The organism is Paraglaciecola hydrolytica, assembly GCF_001565895.1.
Lineage (GTDB): Bacteria > Pseudomonadota > Gammaproteobacteria > Enterobacterales > Alteromonadaceae > Paraglaciecola > Paraglaciecola hydrolytica.
Map to the genome: position 1 here is coordinate 430,451 of NZ_LSNE01000009.1, position 17,906 is coordinate 448,356.

Consider the following 17,906-nt stretch of genomic DNA (forward strand, 5'->3'; position numbering starts at 1 on the left):
GCGCCCGTTTTTGTGGGGCCGATGTAGACTTTGTCGATATTGATGCTGCAACCCGTAATATTGATGTGGTTGCCCTTGAGCAAAAATTACAGCTCGCGGCACAACAAAAAAAATTACCTAAAGCCTTGATTGTGGTTCATTTTGCTGGCTTAAGTTGCGATATGCAGAGCATCCACAAACTCACTTCTACTTATAACATCGTACTGATTGAAGATGCAGCCCATGCACTGGGTGGCGATTATGTGGGGCGCAAAATCGGTTGCTGTGAATATTCAGATTTAACTGTGCTGAGTTTTCATCCGGTTAAGTCCATTACTACCGCCGAAGGTGGCGCGGTGCTTACAAACAACTCTGCTTATTTCACCAAACTACAGCTTTTTGCCAAACACGGTGTCACCCGTGATCCGGCTTTGATGCAAGGCGAGAGTGATGGCCCTTGGTATTATCAACAAGTGGAGTTGGGTTATAACTATCGTTTAAGTGATTTACATGCTGCTCTGGGGATCACTCAACTTCAAAAACTTGATCAATTTGTGGCTAAACGCCGAATGCTGGCAGCTCGTTATAAACAACAACTAGCAGATTTACCCTTAACTTTGCCCTGTGAAGAAAGTTATCAAGATAGTGCTTGGCATTTGTATATGGTTGAATTAAACCAGCATGACCGCTTAGCAGTATATAAACACCTACATGAATTAGGTATTGGGGTAAATGTGCATTACATCCCCATTCATTTGCAGCCTTATTATCAAGCTTTAGGTTTTAAAGCGGGTGATTTTCCAGTAGCAGAACACTTCTATCACCATGCGCTGACCTTACCCCTGTTTCCCAGCATGACTGAAGAACAACAAGCTCAAGTCATTTCCAGTTTACGTCAAGTCTTACTTGAGAGGCGCGCGTGAAACTCGCGGTGATCCCTGCAAGGGGCGGCAGTAAACGTATCCCCCATAAAAATATTAAAGAGTTTGCGGGCAAACCCTTAATTGCCTATTCGATTCAAGCCGCTCAGCAGTCTGGTTTGTTTGATAAAATTTGGGTATCCACTGACGATGAACAAATCGCCGAAGTGGCGCTTTCTTATGGCGCCGAAGTACCTTTTATTCGCCCACCCGAATTAGCCGATGACTTTACCGGTACCACACCGGTAATTCGTCACGCCATAGAATATTGTCGCGAGCACTTTACCTTGCCTGAATATACTTGCTGTATTTATGCCACCGCCCCATTTTTGCAGGCGAAGTATTTACAACAAGGTTTTACCCAACTTAATGAAGATAACAACAAAGCGTTTGCGTTTTCCTGTACCACATTTGCTTTTCCGGTGCAGCGAGCCTTGATAAAACAAGGCTCGGGTGTGGCTCCGCTGTATCCCGAATATATTGCTAAGCGCTCACAAGACCTGCCCGAAGCTTTGCATGATGCAGGGCAATTTTATTGGGGGCGCAGTGTTGGTTTTATGAGTAATAAAAAGATGTTTAGCGAAGATGCTATTCCGATTGTATTACCTCGATACTTAGTGCAAGACATTGATAGCGCCGAGGATTGGCAACGGGCAGAACTGATGTATCAAGCCTATATGAGCACCAAAAACAATAAGGTCAGTAGCAATAATGAATGATGTAAACCTAAATATGCCTGAAAAAATTCTGCTGATCCGCATGTTAAACGAAGGTGATGTGGCCGCTATAGGTGTGCCTGCCTTACGCTTTTTTAGGCAAAAATTTCCGCAAGCCGACATTCATTTTTTAACTTTTGCTCAGGGTAAAGTCATCATCGAATTAGCAGAACCCGACACTACCATCAAAGTACTCGATCTATGGCCCGATGACTTTTTTCAAGCGATGGAGGTGTTTTTAGGCTTAGCTGAAACCATTATTGGTGAGGCCTACCAACAAATAGTTAATTTAGATACGGCTTTTATGCCATGTTTTCTCAGCCGTTTTTTGCAAGATGCTGGCGAACCGGTGAGTGGCAATTATCTGTCTATCTCTATAGAACAAATGCTTAGCCAAGTACGTGACCAAAGTTTGCAGGCTGACTATGTCAACGTCACCAGTGCATATATGGCAAGCAGTTTTTTTACCATGAGCCGCTGGCATACAAACTGGTGGGAGAGTGACTATTTGCCAGATGGTGGTTATCCCGAGTTTTATCTTAAGCAATGCTGTGGTTTTTCTGGCTTGTTAATGGATACAACAATAACTTTGGCTGCAGTTCAAACTAAAGCGCCGCTAAACGATAAAAAAACCGCCAAAGATAAAACGGTGGCTTTGTGTTTGTCGCAATCCGAAGATGGCTATTTGTATCCCCATAGTGAAGCCCTGCGATTAGCCTTACAAAGTAAAGGTTTTACCGTTATACAAGACAAAGAAACAAATAACTCAGTGAGCAATTTTTTGATCCTATTAAACGGCAGTGATCTGATGGTTGCCAAGCCTGGCACCAATAAATGGCTGGCTGATGCTGTAGGCTGCCCATGTTTATTGGTCAGTGGCGCTACTGAACCCAAAGTATTTATGCCTGACTTTGCGACAGATCCGACACCACCTTGCCCTGTGCATGGGGACAATAATGCAGGCGCACTGGCTTTTACCCAACTGTCTTCTCCTAAAGAATGCAATTGTGATGATCCTTGGTTGTTGGCCGATAACATAGAAGCTATTTTGTTAGATTCAGATGAAGATACCCAGCATGCTTGATATTCAACTTGGCCACATCACTATTGGGCCTAGCCATACTCCGTTTATTATTGCTGAGCTTAGTGGTAATCATAGTCAGCAATTAGACTTAGCTATTGCCATGGTTGAAGCTGCAGCTAAAGCCGGTGTTCACGCAATTAAATTGCAAACCTATACCGCAGATAGCATGACCTTGGATGTGGATACTGCCGACTTTGTAATCAAAGAACAAAACAGCCTGTGGCACGGTGAGAAACTCCATGCCTTATATCAAAAAGCCGCCACGCCCTATGAGTGGCACAAGGTATTATTTGATAAGGCCAAATCCTTGGGTATGTTGGCCTTTAGTTCACCTTTTGATGAAGCAGCAGTGGATTTTCTCGTTGACTTAGACGTGCCCTGTTTTAAAATTGCCTCCTTCGAATTAACCGATTTACCCCTTATTCGCAAAGCTGCGTCCAAGGGTAAACCACTGATCATGTCGACCGGCATGGCATCTTTGAGTGAAATCGAAGAAGCCGTCACTACAGCTAAACAAGCGGGTTGTTCAGACATTATTTTACTCAAGTGCACTAGCACCTATCCGGCAGAGCCGACCAATACTAATTTATTGACCATCCCCCATTTAGCTCAGGCTTTTGGCTGTCAAATAGGTTTGTCTGATCACACGGCTGGCATAGGCGTATCGGTTGCTGCTGTGGCTTTAGGTGCGACAGTGATAGAAAAGCATTTTGTACTGGATCGCAGTGCCGGTGGGGTTGATGCCGCGTTTTCATTAGAGCCTCACGAACTCACGGCCTTAGTGACAGAAACCGCGCGAGCGCAACTCGCTATGGGGCAAGTCGTTTATGGTGGCACCGTCGCCGAAGAAAAATCCAAACAATATCGTCGTTCTATTTATGTCGCTAAAGACATGCAAGCCGGTGAAATATTTAGCGCAGACAACTTACGTATCGTCAGGCCTGCCTTTGGTCTGGCTCCTAAACACTGGGATTCCGTCATCGGAAAAACAGCTAAAACAGCACTTAAAAAAGGCACAGCGCTGAGCTGGCAGTGGATAGCCTAATATGCAGTCGCAAGATGGATTGTAAGTGTTAATAACTAAGGTGGTATTTCGGGTTGATGCCAGTAGTAGCATGGGCATGGGGCATCTGTTACGTTGCCTGGCCTTAGCACAGGCATTAGATCAACACCCAGCGGTTAAGGCAATAATTTTTGTTATGTTGGCTGCATCAAAGCCTTTCGCCAAAAGCCGCACGGATTGGGTAGGCGACATCGTGATTTTACCCGCTGATTTACCACAACAAGCCGAGCCACAATGGTTAAGTGATTTTTGCCAGCGTCAGCAAGTTGATGTGCTTGCGCTCGACGGTTATCAGTTTGATGCTGATTATCGTCAGGCTCTTTCGAGTATTCCCAGCGTGTTTGTTTTGTTTGATGACATGAATAATTCTGGCGATTTATATTGTGATTTAGTGATCAACAGCGCCAGTAATGCTGATGCCTTGGAGTATCAAAGTACAGCCCCTCAAGCTAGTTTATGTTTGGGTGACAAGTATCGGATCTTACGCCGTGAATTTGTGCAAAAGGACTATTGTTTGCCTTGGGCTGAACGTGATGGTTTGGTCGTGGTGATGGGCGGTAGCGATCCTTTTAATGTAAGTTTGCAAATCTTACAGACTTTAGAACAACATAAATTTAGCCACCAGATTAAACTCGCTACCGGCGGTGCTTATGCACATCACGCTGAGCTAGGGGCTTTTTTAACACAGACAAACTTGCAAGTGGAACATTTGCAAAACTGCCAACAGATGGCGCAGTTATTTGGTGAGGCCAAATTAGTGATTTCGGCCGCGGGTGGTAGTCAGTTTGAGTTACTTGCCTGCCAGAGTCCGGCCTTGTTAGTGATAGTGGCGGCTAATCAGCGCAATGCCACGCAAGCCGCAGCTAAACAAGGTTGGTGTCAGGCAATAGATTATTGTGCCAAGCCTGATATCGCCGAGCTGGCGCAACGAACCTTGCAACTATGGCAACAAGACTTATTGTTAGAACAGATGTTTCAAACCGCAGGGCAATATGCTGATACTGCAGGGGCAGAGCGTGTGGTGACTGAGATCTTAAAGCGAGTTGAGACTAACCATGCCTAATAAATTACTGACACAATTGCAAGGCTATCAGGTCAGGCTTGATGCTGTTACCCAAGATGACTTGGAGATGATCCGCCAGTGGCGCAATGATCCCTCGGTCGCCCAGTTTATGTTGTCGCAAGAAAGTATTTCAACAGAGCAACAACAGGCGTGGTTTAAAAAAATTAGCCGCGACTTTAGCCAACAGCATTTTGTGATTTTTTATAAAAACGAAGCCATAGGTGTGGCCAATATCAAAGCCTATTATCAGGGTGAAACTTTAGATAATGCCCGAGTGATCGAGCCTGGTTTGTATATCGCCGATAACCGTTATCGCAACAATATTTTAGCCTTCGCACCAACGTTAGTGCTTAACGATTATTGTTTTGAGGTACTAGGCGTACAAGCTTTGCTGGCAGTGGTTAAAGCCGATAATTTGGCTGCTTTAAATTACAATACTAAACTGGGCTATCAAATTGAAAAACAAGCCGAATTAGTTGAAATCAGACTTAATCAAGCCGATTATCAGCATCATACTCATGGGCTAAAGGCTTTATTAAATCGGCCTGCCAGAAGTTAGTATTCAAGAATAATAAGAGACTTATATGCAAAATTTGGAAAAACTGAGCAAGGCCTTTACCGAGAGTTTGGGTATAGAGCCACAACAAGTTAGTGATACTCTGACCTATAACAGTATCCCGCAGTGGGATTCTACCGCCCACATGATCCTAATCGCGGAAATTGAGAATGCATTTAACTTAATGCTCGATACTGACGATATTATTGATATGAGTTCTTTTGCCCAAGCTAAAGCTATTTTGGCAAAATACGAAATCGATTTTAATTAGTTAGGTTTTAACGAGTCATCAGGCGCTGCTGATACGTTGCAGTGTTATGTTTTTGAACAACAACGAACCTCGATCAGCCACGACGGATATTATGCCTGTTTCTCAGTTTTTCTTTGATAATCTAGCGCGCTACGGCGAGGCACCGGCTGCTATCGAAGGTGAGTTGCAAGTCAGTTACCAGCAGTTGCAGGTGCGTTGTGCAGAATTTAGCCAGCAACTAAATCAAATAAACAAGCAGACAAATAGTCCGCAAAAACAGCTTATCTTCCTCAAAGCGCATAATAATATTGCTACTTTAGTCGCTTATTTAACTACCTTGCAAAACCGCCATGCTGTGTTGTTGCTTGACCCCGATATTGACCAATCTAAGCTCGATAAACTGATTGCAAGCTACCAGCCTAATCTGCTCATCGACTCGCAGACTATTGAGCAATGCCATAGTAAACCACTGGTTTTAGAGTCAAAACTGGCCTTGTTATTATCAACCTCAGGCAGCACAGGTTCGGCTAAACAGGTGTGTTTAAGTGCCGATAATGTGCAGGCTAATGCCCTGTCTATTGTTGAATATTTGCCGTTGTTAGCCAGCGACAAGACCATCACTACCTTGCCGTTTTATTATTCTTACGGTTTGTCGGTGCTTAACAGCCATTTGTTAGTCGGTGCCTGCATCGTATTTAACCAACATTCGTTAGTCAGCCGTGAATTTTGGCAGTTATTTAAACAGCATAATATCAACAGCTTTGCTGGTGTGCCGCAGAGTTATGAGATGTTGTTACGCCTGCGCTTTGAGCGCATGGATTTGCCCAGTTTGCGTTATTTTACTCAGGCCGGTGGTAAGTTGGCAGCGGATAAAATCCAGCCACTTGCTCGTTACGCTAACGCCAACGACAAACAGTTTTTTGTGATGTACGGCCAAACCGAAGCCACTGCACGTATGGCTTACCTTAAAAGTGAATTATGTGAGACTAAACCTCACGCCATTGGCCAAGCTATTCCTGGAGGGCAATTTAGTTTGCACGATGAGCATGGTGAGTTGATTACTCAGCCTGAAGAAAGTGGAGAGCTGATTTATCGTGGGACTAACATTATGTTGGGTTACGCCAATTGCTTAAGCGACTTGACTGAGTTTACACCCTTAAACGAACTTGCCACCGGCGATATTGCCTATCGGGATAGCGAAGGTGACTATGTTATCTGTGGTCGAATAAAACGTTTTATTAAACTTTTTGGTTTGCGTATCAATCTAGATGAAGTCGAAACTCTGTTGGCTAATAAAGGCCTTGAGTGTTATTGCCTAGGCGATGATACTAAGTTGCTGGTGGCACTTACAAATGACGTTGTCGCCCAACAGCATATTGATATCAATGAACTAAAAATGTGGCTGAGCAGGGAGTTGCAAATTAATCACAACGTAATCAATATCAAACCAGTAGCGCAGCTACCTTTAACCAATAATGGTAAAAAGGACTATCCGGCTGTGCTAACGATGCTGGACGATTGATATGCCCTTAGCGATGACAAACAACAAAAAAGCGGACTATGACTTGGCATTAAGTGAGTTAATGCGACAAGATCCGACGCTGTTAACTCAGGAGCAAAAAGAACAACATTTGTTGCCCTTGTTCAATTTTTTACATCAACATCATCAGCAACATTGCAGCGAATATCAAAATATTGTTGCAGCCAACGAGCAACAAATATCTGCTACAAACGTAGATGCATTACCCTTTTTAGCGGTCAGACTTTTTAAACAACTTAAACTGAGTAGCATTGCGCCAGAAGACATTTTTAAGGTATTACAGTCGTCCGGCACGACTAGTCAGACCGCAGCGCAGGTGATTCTAGATAAAGATACCAGCGCCAGGCAATCCAAAACTTTAGTCAATATTTTGCAGCGCACTATAGGCAAACAGCGTTTACCCATGTTGATCATTGATTCACCCAATATCGTTAAAGATCCTAAGTTCAGCGCACGGGCGGCAGGTATTCAAGGTTTGGCCTTTTTTGGTCGTGATCATGCTTATGCGCTGGATGACAACATGCAGCCTAACTGGCCGGTGATAGAGGCTTTTTGTGAAAAATATCACGAGCAGCCAGTATTGATTTTTGGTTTTACTTTTATGTTGTGGGCTTATTTTATTCAAGCCCTTAAACAACAAAATAGACAGCTCGATTTAAGCCAAGCCATTGTATTACACAGCGGTGGTTGGAAAAAACTCGAAGCGCAGAAAGTCGATAACGTCACTTTTAAGGCGGCAATTAAACAACGGATTGGCGCGCTAAAAGTACATAACTTTTATGGTATGGCCGAGCAGGTGGGTACTATTTTTGTAGAATGTTCCCATGGACATTTACATGCGCCCTTACTGGCCGACGTGATTGTGCGCAACCCTTACGATATGTCGGTATGTGGCATTGGCGAGCAGGGGATCATACAAGTGCTGTCTGCCTTGCCAACCAGTTATCCGGGTTTTAGTTTACTCACCGAAGATATGGGCAGAGTGACACAGATTGATACTTGCCCTTGTGGACACTTAGGAAAAACCATAAGCATCGACGGGCGTCTGCCTAAAACAGAAGTGCGTGGCTGTAGTGATACCCAAGCCGGAGCCACAGTATGAGTAACAACATGAGCCAGAATATCAAAGGTTTACACATATTGGCCCCCGACAACGGGTACTCAGTCGTTGACTGTGTTGACGCGACACCCTTTATGCCGTTTTCGTCCGAGGTTCTGGCTTTTATCGATGCCTTGTCAAAACAGCTACTTAAGCAAAGCGCAGCTAAATTGCAGCCTGAACTCGTTGCTTTGGGCTTTTGGTTGCGAAGTGCCCATATTAAGCAGCTCTCTAGCCAGCAAGCCGAGGGTTTACATAAAGCCCTTGGTGTGGTGCTGCATTTTACTCCCGCCAATGTCGACAGCATGTTTGTGTATAGCTGGGTGTGCTCTTTGTTAATGGGTAATAACAATATCGTGCGGGTAGCGAGCGCCGAGTCGGATGCTAAAAATAGCTTACTCAATACCCTTAATGTCTTGTTTGCCCAAGAGAAATTTAGCGAAATCGCCAAACGTAATCTATTTGTTAGCTACGACAAAGGATCAAGTTGCAGTGCGCAGTTATCCCTGTTGGCCGACGCTCGTGTTATCTGGGGCGGCGATGCCAGTGTTATGGCCATTCGCGCTTTAGCTAGCAAACCACGTTGTCGGGATATTAGTTTTGCCGATCGTTATTCGGCGGCGCTAATTAACGGTGATGCTTTAAATGAGCTAAGCCAAGTAGAAAAATTGGCCGAGCTACTCTGGCGTGATACCAAACCTCATGCTCAGCAAGCCTGTTCGTCCCCTCGGTTAATCTTCTGGTTAGGTAATACTGATAAACAAAAAGAAGTCTTTGCGCAAATAAACAAGCTGGCAGCTCAGCAAAATCCAGAACTGCAAAAATTTAATAACCATTTAGTAGTGTGCCAAATGATACAAAGCACAGGTTTAGCCGCACAAACTTTGGTGCAACAACATATCTGTGCCTTGCCCGTCACACACATTAAAGCTGAGTTTTTAGACTGGCATTTAGGTGGTGGTTTGTATTTAATCAAAAATTTAAATCAGCTTGATGAGCTGGCAGAACTGCTGGATGTTAAGCTGCAAACCCTGAGTTATTGGCAGGTCGACAAACCAGCATTATTAAAGCTTGTAGCCCAGCCGTCGATAAATGGACTAGACAGACTCGTTACTGTGGGGAGTGCGCTGGACTTTTCACTGAACTGGGATGGTTATGATCTACCACGCTTATTGAGCAGAGTTATCGAGATTAGTTAAAGGGTTTCTGTTCAAGCTGTCATTTAACAGAGTATTTAACAGAAGCATAAAATTCATTTTTGGAAATAAAATACAATGTCAAAAGTAGTCTATGTCGGCATGAGTGCAGATTTGGTTCATCCGGGCCATCTTAATATCCTCAAAGAAGCAGCCAAACTCGGTTCGGTCACAGTAGGCTTATTAACCGATCAGGCCATTGCCAGTTACAAACGTGTGCCTTTTATGGAGTTTGAACAACGCAAACTTGTGATTGAAAGCATTAAAGGCGTTGATAGGGTGGTGGCACAAACCACCTTAGATTATTCGCCTAACCTTGAATTACTTAAACCTGATTATGTGGTGCATGGTGATGATTGGCGCGAAGGTGTGCAGAAAAAAACTCGCCAGAAGGTAATTGATTGTTTAGCCCAGTGGGGCGGTGAGTTAGTCGAAGTGACTTATACCCAAGGTATTTCGTCTACCCAGTTACATCGTGCGATGAAAGAAATTGGCACCACTCCGCAAATTCGCTTGAAATCTTTAAAACGCTTGTTAGCGGCTAAGCCTTTGTTACGCTTTTTGGATATCCATAATGCCTTGTCGGGTTTGATCATCGAAAATACCAAAGTGCAAACCGAGCAAGGAATGCAGGAATTTGATGGCATGTGGGGCAGCAGTTTGACCGACTCCACAGCTAAAGGTAAACCGGACATTGAAGCGGTTGACGTGTCTTCACGTATGGGCACCTTAAACGAAGTGCTCGAAGTAACCACTAAACCGATTATTTATGACGGTGATACGGGTGGTAAAACCGAGCATTTTGTTTTTACCGTAAAAACCCTTGAAAGACTCGGTGTATCCGCAGTGATCATCGAAGATAAAACCGGTCTTAAAAAGAATTCGCTGTTTGGTACTGATGTTGAACAAACTCAGGACAGCATCGAAAACTTCAGCCTTAAAATTCAAGCTGGAAAAGCCGCTCAGGCGACCAATGATTTTATGATCATTGCCCGAATTGAAAGTTTAATATTGGGGCAGGGGATCGATCACGCATTGGAACGAGCGCAAGCATTTTTAAACGCCGGAGCCGATGGCATTATGATCCACAGTCGTGAAAAATCCCCCGATGAAATTTTTGAATTTTGTGATCGTTACAGCCAAATCGACAACAAAAAAACCTTGGTTGTAGTGCCATCCAGCTTTAATTCAGTATACGAATCGCAGTTGCAAGAAAAAGGCGTAAACGTGGTGATCTACGCTAACCAATTATTACGCAGTGCTTATCCAGCCATGGTTAATACCGCTCAGTCTATATTGCAACATGGTCGCTCTGCCGAAGTGGACAAACTGATGATGCCCATCAAACAAATCCTTGAATTGATACCCGGAGGAAAATAGTGATCCAGCCACAGCAGTTTTGTGACATTTTGCTAAACCACGGCATCGATTTTTTTTGTGGTGTGCCGGATTCCTTATTAAAAAACCTCTGTGCCTATGTGGATGATAACTTTGCTGCCAGTCAGCACATTATCACCGCCAATGAAGGTAATGCAGTCGCTTTAGCAACTGGCCATTATTTGGGCTCGGGTAAGGCGGCCATGGTGTATATGCAAAACTCCGGTTTGGGCAATGCCATCAATCCTCTTACCTCTTTAGCTGATCCTCAGGTATACAGTATTCCCATGTTATTGGTGGTGGGCTGGCGCGGTGAACCTGGTATTAAAGACGAACCCCAGCACGTCAAACAGGGGCAAGTTTCCGAGCAGCAATTAGCGATATTGGATATTCCTTATGTGGTGTTGGATAGCAGTTCTGATCTCACTCATGTCTTACCCAATTTGTTAAACACCATGACAGCACAAAACCGTCCTGTGGCCCTGCTTATCCGCGCAGATTGTTTTGCAGCTTACAAAAGTAAGAGCAAGACTACTTCAGCTTATAAAATGCAACGTGAACAGGCTTTAGGCATTTTGTTGAATATGTTTGCCCCGAGTGATGTGGTGGTGTCCACAACCGGTAAAACTTCCCGTGAAGTTTTTGAGCTCCGTAAGTCACAAGGTCAGTTGTGCAGTGATTTTTTAACCGTGGGTGGCATGGGGCATACTTCATCTATTGCCCTAGGAGTGGCATTAGCAAAATCAGATAAAAGAGTCATTGCCATTGATGGTGATGGCTCAATGTTAATGCATCTGGGCGCTGTGCCCATTATTGGTTGCCATGGCCCAACTAATTTAGTGCATATTGTTTTAAATAATCAAAGCCATGAATCGGTGGGCGGGCAACCTACTATTGCAGGCAAAATTGACATCGGACAAATCGCTCTAGCCAGTGGTTATAAAGCCTACTGGTGTGTGGATGATGAAACCGCTCTACAAGCCATTTGGCCGCAAGTCAGTGCGAGTAATGGACCGGTGATGTTGGAAGTTAAAATCGCCATTGGTTCGCGGGATGATCTGGGCCGACCTACGAGTACACCGATTGAAAACAAACAGGCTTTTATGTCCCATACTGGTAGCCTGTGATGATGCATTGGCAGCAAATCCAACAGCAATTTAATATCAGCGAGACAGATGATTTTATCTCACTGTTGACTGATTTACTGCCCCCCGGTAATACCCTGATAATAACCAGCGCCGGTTTTACCCGTCGAGGTCTGAGCCAAAAAGTTCTTGATCGTTTGCCGACTGATTGCGTGCTGTTATGCGACGAGATCACTCCCAATCCCGAATTGCTTGATTTACAACGCTGGGCGCAGCGGTATCAGCAAAATGAGATCAGCAATATTATCGCACTTGGTGGTGGCTCGGTGATCGACAGTGCCAAGGTATTGTGTGCGATGTTATCGCAACCTCACTTAAGTTTGATGGAGTTACTCGCGTCGAGCAATCCAGTCAATAATCTGCATCTTATTGCGATTCCAACGACCTCTGGCACCGGTGCTGAAGTCACGCCTTTTTCTACTGTTTGGGACAGTGCCGCCGTTAAAAAATATTCATTAGTGGGTATCAGTGCGGATAAGATTATCTTAGATGCCAGCCTGACTTTATCCTTGCCACATCAGCAAACTTTATATCCCGCTTTAGATGCACTGTCTCACGCCCTAGAATCATTGTGGAATAAAAACCGCACTATAAGCAGTGCAGATTATGCCGTTCAGGCGATTGAGGCTATTTGTCAGGCCTTGCCAGCAGTGCTCAAACAAAGTGATGATTTTGCTGCGCGCCAGACTTTGCAACGTGCTGCGTCCTTAGCGGGGCTGGCTATTTGCCAGACCCGTACCGCCATTGCCCATGCAATATCTTACCCGCTAACCGCCGCTTATGGCGTGCCTCACGGTCTGGCCTGTAGTTTTACCTTGGCGGCTATTATCAAAGAAGTAGGATCAGAGCAATTAAACTTATCGGTGGCGTTGGTCGATAAAGTATTAAATTTACTTAAATCCCTTGCTCTGGATAGTGAAATGGCCAAATTTGTTAGTTGGCAGATTTTACTCGAACAATTTGATCCAGCCTTAGATCCAGCCAGAGCAAGTAACTTTATATTAGAAATTCATGCTGCTTTGGTTGGTAGATTGATTACCCAAAGTCATATCTCAGCAGCGCTGTAGGCTTTAGTTAGGAAGGTATCATGAAAATTCGCACGTTATTGTTTGGTGCTGGCCCTGGTGCTCTTGTCTATATGGAAAACACCGCAGAACAAAGAGAATTTGTTGGCTTTTTAGATAACGATCAGGCTAAACATGGCAAACATTATCATGGTTTGTTGATTTATCCCCCTGCCTCAATCAATACACTGCAATTTGACCAAGTGGTTATTACCACCCAGTGGGCCTTGGCGGTGCAAAAACAACTGTTAGAAGAACTTGCTGTACCTGACTCCAAAGTATTATTGCCAGAAAAAAACAAACTCAAAAAGATCACCCCTTTTGTCCAACCTGATGGCATGGCACTGGGGCGCCAAATTGTAAAAAAAATTGCTGCACTGGCGCTAGATATGGACATTCCACTAGTCGCTGACTTTGGTACCTTGTTGGGCTTAGTCCGCGAGAAAGACATTATTCAATGGGATGATGATATTGATTTTTCGATTAAAGATGGTTATGCGCTAGAAGTTGAACGTTTATTAATGCGTTTTGTTGAAGAAAGTGATAGCAAGCTCAAATGGCGTATCTTTAAAGCTAAAAGTGGCCAGGGCGAAATCACTGGCATGTGGTTAAAGTTTACCGATCCACAACAGAAATTAATCGAATTTACCACTTCACTGTGTTTTAGACAGGTGAAAGACGACTTATCTTTGCATATGCCGAGTTTGGGTATGTGGTTTTCACCGCGCCAACATTTTGATTCGGTCGAGTATATCAACTGGCAAGATTGTACCATTCCGGTGCCATTTGATTATGCCAATTACCTGACCTTCCAATACGGTGACTGGCAAGTACCCAAAAAAGATATTCAGTTAAGTGATTATGCCAACCTGCGAGACGTTGAATTTAACGATATTAAGACCGCTAATCACTCTGCTGAAGCCATCTTGGAACAACACTGAGATATGTCGCCAACACTATTAAGTCTATTAAAAAAAGTTGTTGTGGTATCACCTGATAATTTACCACTGCAACCTGCGATGTTATTTGGCAGTGGCGGTTTTGCTCGTGATTTAATAAACAAATATCACGGCAAAATAAGCGGTATGCTGGAAAGTGAAGCGCGCATTGAACGAGGCGATTTACCTAATCTGGGATACCCATGGCTAAGTCCGGATAACGCTGTTGGAAACATTCTTCTGGGGACTAGTGTCAGCGCCTACCAGCTTGAACAACTTCAATTATTAGCCGCCTCTGGCGCTGATAATATAGAACAGATCTGGATTGCTGATCCTTACTTGAACGAGCGTAAACTGGCCAACATCGAAAGTGAAAAACGGATCTTGCTGATTGAACATGGCGCAGGCATTAAGCGGCACTGGCAGCATCTAATTCAGTTCAGGCAATATTTTAACCAGCGCGGCTACACGGTTAGTTCGCTTTGTCCACTGATGTTGTATTCTTCCGATGCTTATCGATTTGCAGCAGCGACTTTTATCTGGGGAGGCCAAAGAGATATTTATCGTATTGCCGACCCTTTGTTGCAAGGTATTAACCCGACCTATATAGAATATGGATTTTTCCCACAGTCTCAACATTATTATCTAGACAAAAAAGGGGTTAATCAGCACTGCTCATTAATGGATGATGATTTGTCTTGGGTGGATGAGCAACATCTTGGCAAGCTGGAACAAGTCAAAAGTGGCTTTTTACAGGGATACCGCCATCAATCTGCAGATTATGTGTTAGTACCCTTACAAGTGCCGGACGATGCCAATATTATCAACTGCTGCCGCTTTACTAATGGCATGCAGGAATTTATTGATTATATTGTTAATTATTATCCGACGAGCCAGAAAATCATGTTTAAAGCCCACCCTAAAGATCCCAAGCAGCACACCTATAATTATCGTGGCAAACATCATTCGGATGAACCTTTTCTTGTATTGCTGCAACACGCTAAGCATGTACATGGCATTACCTCCAGTACCCTATATGAAGCAGCGTTGGCGGGTGTCGATATTATTACCGAAGGGCTATCGTTGTTGTCGCGTCATCAAAATAATTTAACCAAGTTATTTGCAGCTATGGTGGATAGGCAAGTCCCTGTATCTGAAAATAACCTAAAGTATTGGTTAGATCGCTATAGCTTTAGTCGGGTAAATGGTTAGATTATCTGTGACAATTAGTTTCTATAAGCGAGGACTTTATGCTTTGTAGTCAATGTAAACGAGAGGTTTCGCAAAGAGATAATTTTTGCAGTAATTGTGGAGATAAATTAAGCCCGCACTATGCAAATAATAGCTATCTCCCAGAGCTCCAAGAAGAATTTAGACACTTGCAGTTTTCCGGACAAGGCATGCAAAAATTGCTAAACGATTATAATTTTGAAACTGTGTTAGATATTGGTTCTGGTGCTGGGCACCATACGGATCTTTTTATTAAGCATGGCAAACAAGTGACTGCCTTAGATTATGGAAAGTCTATCTACTTCGACAGACAGCAAAATGTTAAAAAATTACAAACGATTGTTGCAAACTTCAATGACTTTACGTTTGATCAGCAGTTTGACTGCATCTGGTGTTCGCATATTTTAGAACACCAACTAAATCCCCATTTATTTTTACGTAAAGTACATAGTTTGATTGTTCCAGGAGGCGTTTTAGCTATTACTGTTCCCCCTCATAAAAATACTATAGTAGGAGGGCATGTTACGCTGTGGAATGCGGGAATATTACTTTATCAACTTGTTTTAGCTGGGTTTGATTGTAGCAAGGCGAGTATCCTTCGCTATGGCTACAACATCAGCATTATTTTAAATAAGAAAACTATCAATGTACTGGATAAGGTTGCTTATGATTCAGGTGATATCCGACTTTTAAGAGACTACTTACCAGAAAATCTTAACTTCTATCCAAAAGCCAATGACGATCCTTTTGATGGTGATATTTTTGAACTCAATTGGTTAGTAAATTGAAGATAATATGGATCTGTATGTTCAATTTTGTCAGTCAAATTAATTCGATGTTATTTAAAGAATCTTACCTATTATGATCGATTTAAAGTTTAAAAAAGGCCTATACAAATATTATGCTCCGTGGCTTTTTAAAATTTATAAATTTAAAGCTTATATTTTTTTGTTAACAAAAAAGAGATCGTTATCAAATTTAGGATTTCTATCTCAGTTTTTCTGGGACCAATATCTTTCGGCAAAGTTTAGGGAAGAAATATCATCCGCTGGCGAGAGGGTGTTCGACGGAAAAATCATGTGTGAGGAACATCAGGGAAAGGCATATATTCTAGGATGTGGGGCGAGTATTAATAATCTGTCAATTTCAGATTGGGAAAAAGTAGGAAAAAGCTTCTCTATAGGCCTAAATAATTTTTATATTCATGATTTTGTGCCAAATATGTATTTTTGCGAATACATAAGTAACCCTGAAGCCAGAAACATGTTTTATACCTATCTGCTTAATAATGAAGCGAAAAAAAATTCTAAGGTTTTTCTCAACGGAAAAAGTGTTTTTATCAAGGGACATTTTGACTCTGATGCAAGTTGTATTAAGCCCTATTTTTATATGACAGATAAAATCAAAACCACTAATAAAAATTTACTTATTGATATCGTCCGACAGTATTTTGATGGAAGTAAAGAGAGCTGGCGTTTGTGTCACCAAATGTCTAATTTAGATACGGTAATCAATTATTGTGCTCGGCAAGGTGTAAAGGAAATATGTTTAGTTGGTATTGACCTGACTGATTCCGGTTACTTTTGGGACGGTGCTGAAAATGAAGCTTATGCCACGGCATCAGCATTTAGGAAATCAATTAATAAACAATTAAAATATGTCATGAGTCCAGACGGGAAACATGCAACCGCTTGCTCCAGTGTCGCTAAACATTTGGGCAACTTTACTATTGTAGAATACTTGGAAATTTTACAAATTGAAATACTAAGCCCTATGGGGATTCAAATGTATGTGGCAAACCCGAATTCTCTCCTAGCAGCGTTTCTACCATGTAGACCAGTTTCCGAGTTTCATCGTGGATAGCAGTAATATGGAGTATTTTAATTTACTGCCTCATTTTGTCTTGCTAAGTCTTTTGAATGAAGTTGATTGTTAAATATGAATATTGTAGCCATTATCCCAGCCAGAGGCGGCTCAAAAGGTATTCCACACAAAAATATCAAACTTTTGGGTGGTAAACCTTTGATTTCTCATAGTATTGAGCAAGCAAAGCAAGCAGCATATGTTAGCGAAGTTTATGTCAGTACTGATGATCCGATTATCGCAGACTCTGCCAGTGAAGCGGGGAGTCAGGTCATTGTCAGACCGGAAATTTTGTCGGGTGATACAGCCAGTTCAGAATCGGCCTTGTTACACGCATTAAACGAAATTGAGAAAAACCAGCATGTTGATTATGTGGTGTTTTTGCAATGTACCTCGCCGTTTAGAAGCTCTGCAGACATCGACGCTGCGATTGATATTATAAAGTCAGAAGACAGCGATTCTTTATTATCTGTTGTGACCAATCACCGATTTTTATGGCGTAAGACTGCAAACGGTGCTGAATCAATTAATTATGATTTTAACCACAGACCCAGACGACAGGATATGGACATTCAGTATATGGAAAATGGGTCGATATATATCTTTAAGCCCTGGGTGCTAAAAAAACTGGGAAACCGTTTAGGTGGCAAAGTGAGTATGTATGTAATGGATGAATACTCGGCTACTGAAATTGATTCGGAATATGATTTGACGCTTGCTCGGGCGATGTTTCAATCTCTGATAATTAAATAAAAAAGCAGGTTCACGTAAAAAAATGTTATTGGTTTAACTCAGAATTTTGCGTGCTTTGTCAGCTTTGGTT

18 protein-coding genes are annotated in these 17,906 nt (G+C 42.8%); all 18 read left to right on the forward strand.

The window, feature by feature from the left end; translation table 11 throughout:
* On the forward strand, nucleotides 1–902 hold a 902-nt coding region (locus AX660_RS17645), incomplete at its 5' end, for a DegT/DnrJ/EryC1/StrS family aminotransferase (RefSeq protein WP_068379669.1).
* Nucleotides 899–1,618, forward strand: a complete 720-nt coding sequence (gene pseF, locus AX660_RS17650; protein WP_068379672.1) for a pseudaminic acid cytidylyltransferase — start codon at nucleotides 899–901, stop codon at nucleotides 1,616–1,618. The genes AX660_RS17645 and pseF, both read left to right, overlap by 4 nt.
* Entirely contained in the window at nucleotides 1,611–2,699 is a 1,089-nt protein-coding gene (locus tag AX660_RS17655; RefSeq protein WP_068379675.1) for a glycosyltransferase family protein, read from the forward strand. Before pseF ends, AX660_RS17655 begins: the two co-directional genes overlap by 8 nt.
* On the forward strand, nucleotides 2,692–3,744 hold the full coding sequence (pseI, locus tag AX660_RS17660) for a pseudaminic acid synthase (protein ID WP_068379678.1): 1,053 nt from the start codon (nucleotides 2,692–2,694) through the stop codon (nucleotides 3,742–3,744). The genes AX660_RS17655 and pseI overlap by 8 nt, the downstream gene beginning before the upstream one ends.
* A 25-nt stretch (nucleotides 3,745–3,769) precedes the next feature.
* Complete coding sequence (gene pseG / locus AX660_RS17665; protein ID WP_082768982.1) at nucleotides 3,770–4,825, forward strand: UDP-2,4-diacetamido-2,4,6-trideoxy-beta-L-altropyranose hydrolase; 1,056 nt, start codon at nucleotides 3,770–3,772, stop codon at nucleotides 4,823–4,825.
* Entirely contained in the window at nucleotides 4,818–5,384 is a 567-nt protein-coding gene (locus tag AX660_RS17670; protein ID WP_068379681.1) for a GNAT family N-acetyltransferase, read from the forward strand. Before pseG ends, AX660_RS17670 begins: the two co-directional genes overlap by 8 nt.
* A gap of 25 nt (nucleotides 5,385–5,409) precedes the next feature.
* On the forward strand, nucleotides 5,410–5,652 hold the full coding sequence (locus AX660_RS17675) for an acyl carrier protein (protein WP_068379684.1): 243 nt from the start codon (nucleotides 5,410–5,412) through the stop codon (nucleotides 5,650–5,652).
* A gap of 46 nt (nucleotides 5,653–5,698) precedes the next feature.
* The gene (locus AX660_RS17680; RefSeq protein ID WP_082768983.1) at nucleotides 5,699–7,153 is read left to right on the forward strand and encodes an AMP-binding protein; all 1,455 of its coding nucleotides are present in this window, start codon (nucleotides 5,699–5,701) and stop codon (nucleotides 7,151–7,153) included.
* A 1-nt stretch (nucleotide 7,154) separates the two neighbouring features.
* Nucleotides 7,155–8,273 carry a LuxE/PaaK family acyltransferase gene (locus AX660_RS17685; RefSeq protein ID WP_235594775.1) on the forward strand — a complete coding sequence of 373 codons (1,119 nt, stop codon included), beginning with the start codon at nucleotides 7,155–7,157 and terminating at the stop codon, nucleotides 8,271–8,273.
* Nucleotides 8,270–9,469, forward strand: coding sequence for an acyl-CoA reductase (locus AX660_RS17690; protein WP_068379687.1), 1,200 nt, complete (start codon nucleotides 8,270–8,272; stop codon nucleotides 9,467–9,469). Before AX660_RS17685 ends, AX660_RS17690 begins: the two co-directional genes overlap by 4 nt.
* Nucleotides 9,470–9,544: 75 nt before the next feature.
* Nucleotides 9,545–10,846, forward strand: a complete 1,302-nt coding sequence (aepX, locus tag AX660_RS17695) for a phosphoenolpyruvate mutase (RefSeq protein ID WP_068379690.1) — start codon at nucleotides 9,545–9,547, stop codon at nucleotides 10,844–10,846.
* Nucleotides 10,846–11,970 (forward strand): phosphonopyruvate decarboxylase, encoded by a 1,125-nt coding sequence (gene aepY, locus AX660_RS17700; RefSeq protein WP_068379693.1) that lies wholly within the window; start codon nucleotides 10,846–10,848, stop codon nucleotides 11,968–11,970. Before aepX ends, aepY begins: the two co-directional genes overlap by 1 nt.
* On the forward strand, nucleotides 11,970–13,055 hold the full coding sequence (locus AX660_RS17705; RefSeq protein ID WP_082768984.1) for an iron-containing alcohol dehydrogenase: 1,086 nt from the start codon (nucleotides 11,970–11,972) through the stop codon (nucleotides 13,053–13,055). Before aepY ends, AX660_RS17705 begins: the two co-directional genes overlap by 1 nt.
* Before the next feature lie 20 nt (nucleotides 13,056–13,075).
* Nucleotides 13,076–13,993, forward strand: a complete 918-nt coding sequence (locus AX660_RS17710; RefSeq protein ID WP_068379695.1) for a nucleoside-diphosphate sugar epimerase/dehydratase — start codon at nucleotides 13,076–13,078, stop codon at nucleotides 13,991–13,993.
* Between the two features lie 3 nt (nucleotides 13,994–13,996).
* Nucleotides 13,997–15,202 carry a capsular polysaccharide export protein, LipB/KpsS family gene (locus AX660_RS17715; RefSeq protein ID WP_068379698.1) on the forward strand — a complete coding sequence of 402 codons (1,206 nt, stop codon included), beginning with the start codon at nucleotides 13,997–13,999 and terminating at the stop codon, nucleotides 15,200–15,202.
* Between the two features lie 38 nt (nucleotides 15,203–15,240).
* Entirely contained in the window at nucleotides 15,241–16,008 is a 768-nt protein-coding gene (locus tag AX660_RS17720) for a methyltransferase domain-containing protein (RefSeq protein WP_082768985.1), read from the forward strand.
* A gap of 73 nt (nucleotides 16,009–16,081) precedes the next feature.
* Entirely contained in the window at nucleotides 16,082–17,083 is a 1,002-nt protein-coding gene (locus AX660_RS17725; RefSeq protein WP_068379708.1) for a hypothetical protein, read from the forward strand.
* A gap of 75 nt (nucleotides 17,084–17,158) precedes the next feature.
* Complete coding sequence (locus tag AX660_RS17730; RefSeq protein ID WP_068379711.1) at nucleotides 17,159–17,836, forward strand: acylneuraminate cytidylyltransferase family protein; 678 nt, start codon at nucleotides 17,159–17,161, stop codon at nucleotides 17,834–17,836.
* Nucleotides 17,837–17,906 lie beyond the last annotated feature (70 nt).

What these genes read in the sequence shown, in the direction of transcription:
- AX660_RS17655 (WP_068379675.1), top strand. Translation starts at nt 1,611, where the DNA reads ATGAATGATGTAAACCTAAATATGCCTGAAAAAATTCTGCTGATCCGC.
- pseI (WP_068379678.1), top strand. Translation starts at nt 2,692, where the DNA reads ATGCTTGATATTCAACTTGGCCACATCACTATTGGGCCTAGCCATACT.
- AX660_RS17670 (WP_068379681.1), top strand. Translation starts at nt 4,818, where the DNA reads ATGCCTAATAAATTACTGACACAATTGCAAGGCTATCAGGTCAGGCTT.
- AX660_RS17675 (WP_068379684.1), top strand. Translation starts at nt 5,410, where the DNA reads ATGCAAAATTTGGAAAAACTGAGCAAGGCCTTTACCGAGAGTTTGGGT.
- AX660_RS17680 (WP_082768983.1), top strand. Translation starts at nt 5,699, where the DNA reads ATGTTTTTGAACAACAACGAACCTCGATCAGCCACGACGGATATTATG.
- AX660_RS17685 (WP_235594775.1), top strand. Translation starts at nt 7,155, where the DNA reads ATGCCCTTAGCGATGACAAACAACAAAAAAGCGGACTATGACTTGGCA.
- AX660_RS17690 (WP_068379687.1), top strand. Translation starts at nt 8,270, where the DNA reads ATGAGTAACAACATGAGCCAGAATATCAAAGGTTTACACATATTGGCC.
- aepX (WP_068379690.1), top strand. Translation starts at nt 9,545, where the DNA reads ATGTCAAAAGTAGTCTATGTCGGCATGAGTGCAGATTTGGTTCATCCG.
- AX660_RS17705 (WP_082768984.1), top strand. Translation starts at nt 11,970, where the DNA reads ATGATGCATTGGCAGCAAATCCAACAGCAATTTAATATCAGCGAGACA.
- AX660_RS17710 (WP_068379695.1), top strand. Translation starts at nt 13,076, where the DNA reads ATGAAAATTCGCACGTTATTGTTTGGTGCTGGCCCTGGTGCTCTTGTC.
- AX660_RS17715 (WP_068379698.1), top strand. Translation starts at nt 13,997, where the DNA reads ATGTCGCCAACACTATTAAGTCTATTAAAAAAAGTTGTTGTGGTATCA.
- AX660_RS17720 (WP_082768985.1), top strand. Translation starts at nt 15,241, where the DNA reads ATGCTTTGTAGTCAATGTAAACGAGAGGTTTCGCAAAGAGATAATTTT.
- AX660_RS17725 (WP_068379708.1), top strand. Translation starts at nt 16,082, where the DNA reads ATGATCGATTTAAAGTTTAAAAAAGGCCTATACAAATATTATGCTCCG.
- AX660_RS17730 (WP_068379711.1), top strand. Translation starts at nt 17,159, where the DNA reads ATGAATATTGTAGCCATTATCCCAGCCAGAGGCGGCTCAAAAGGTATT.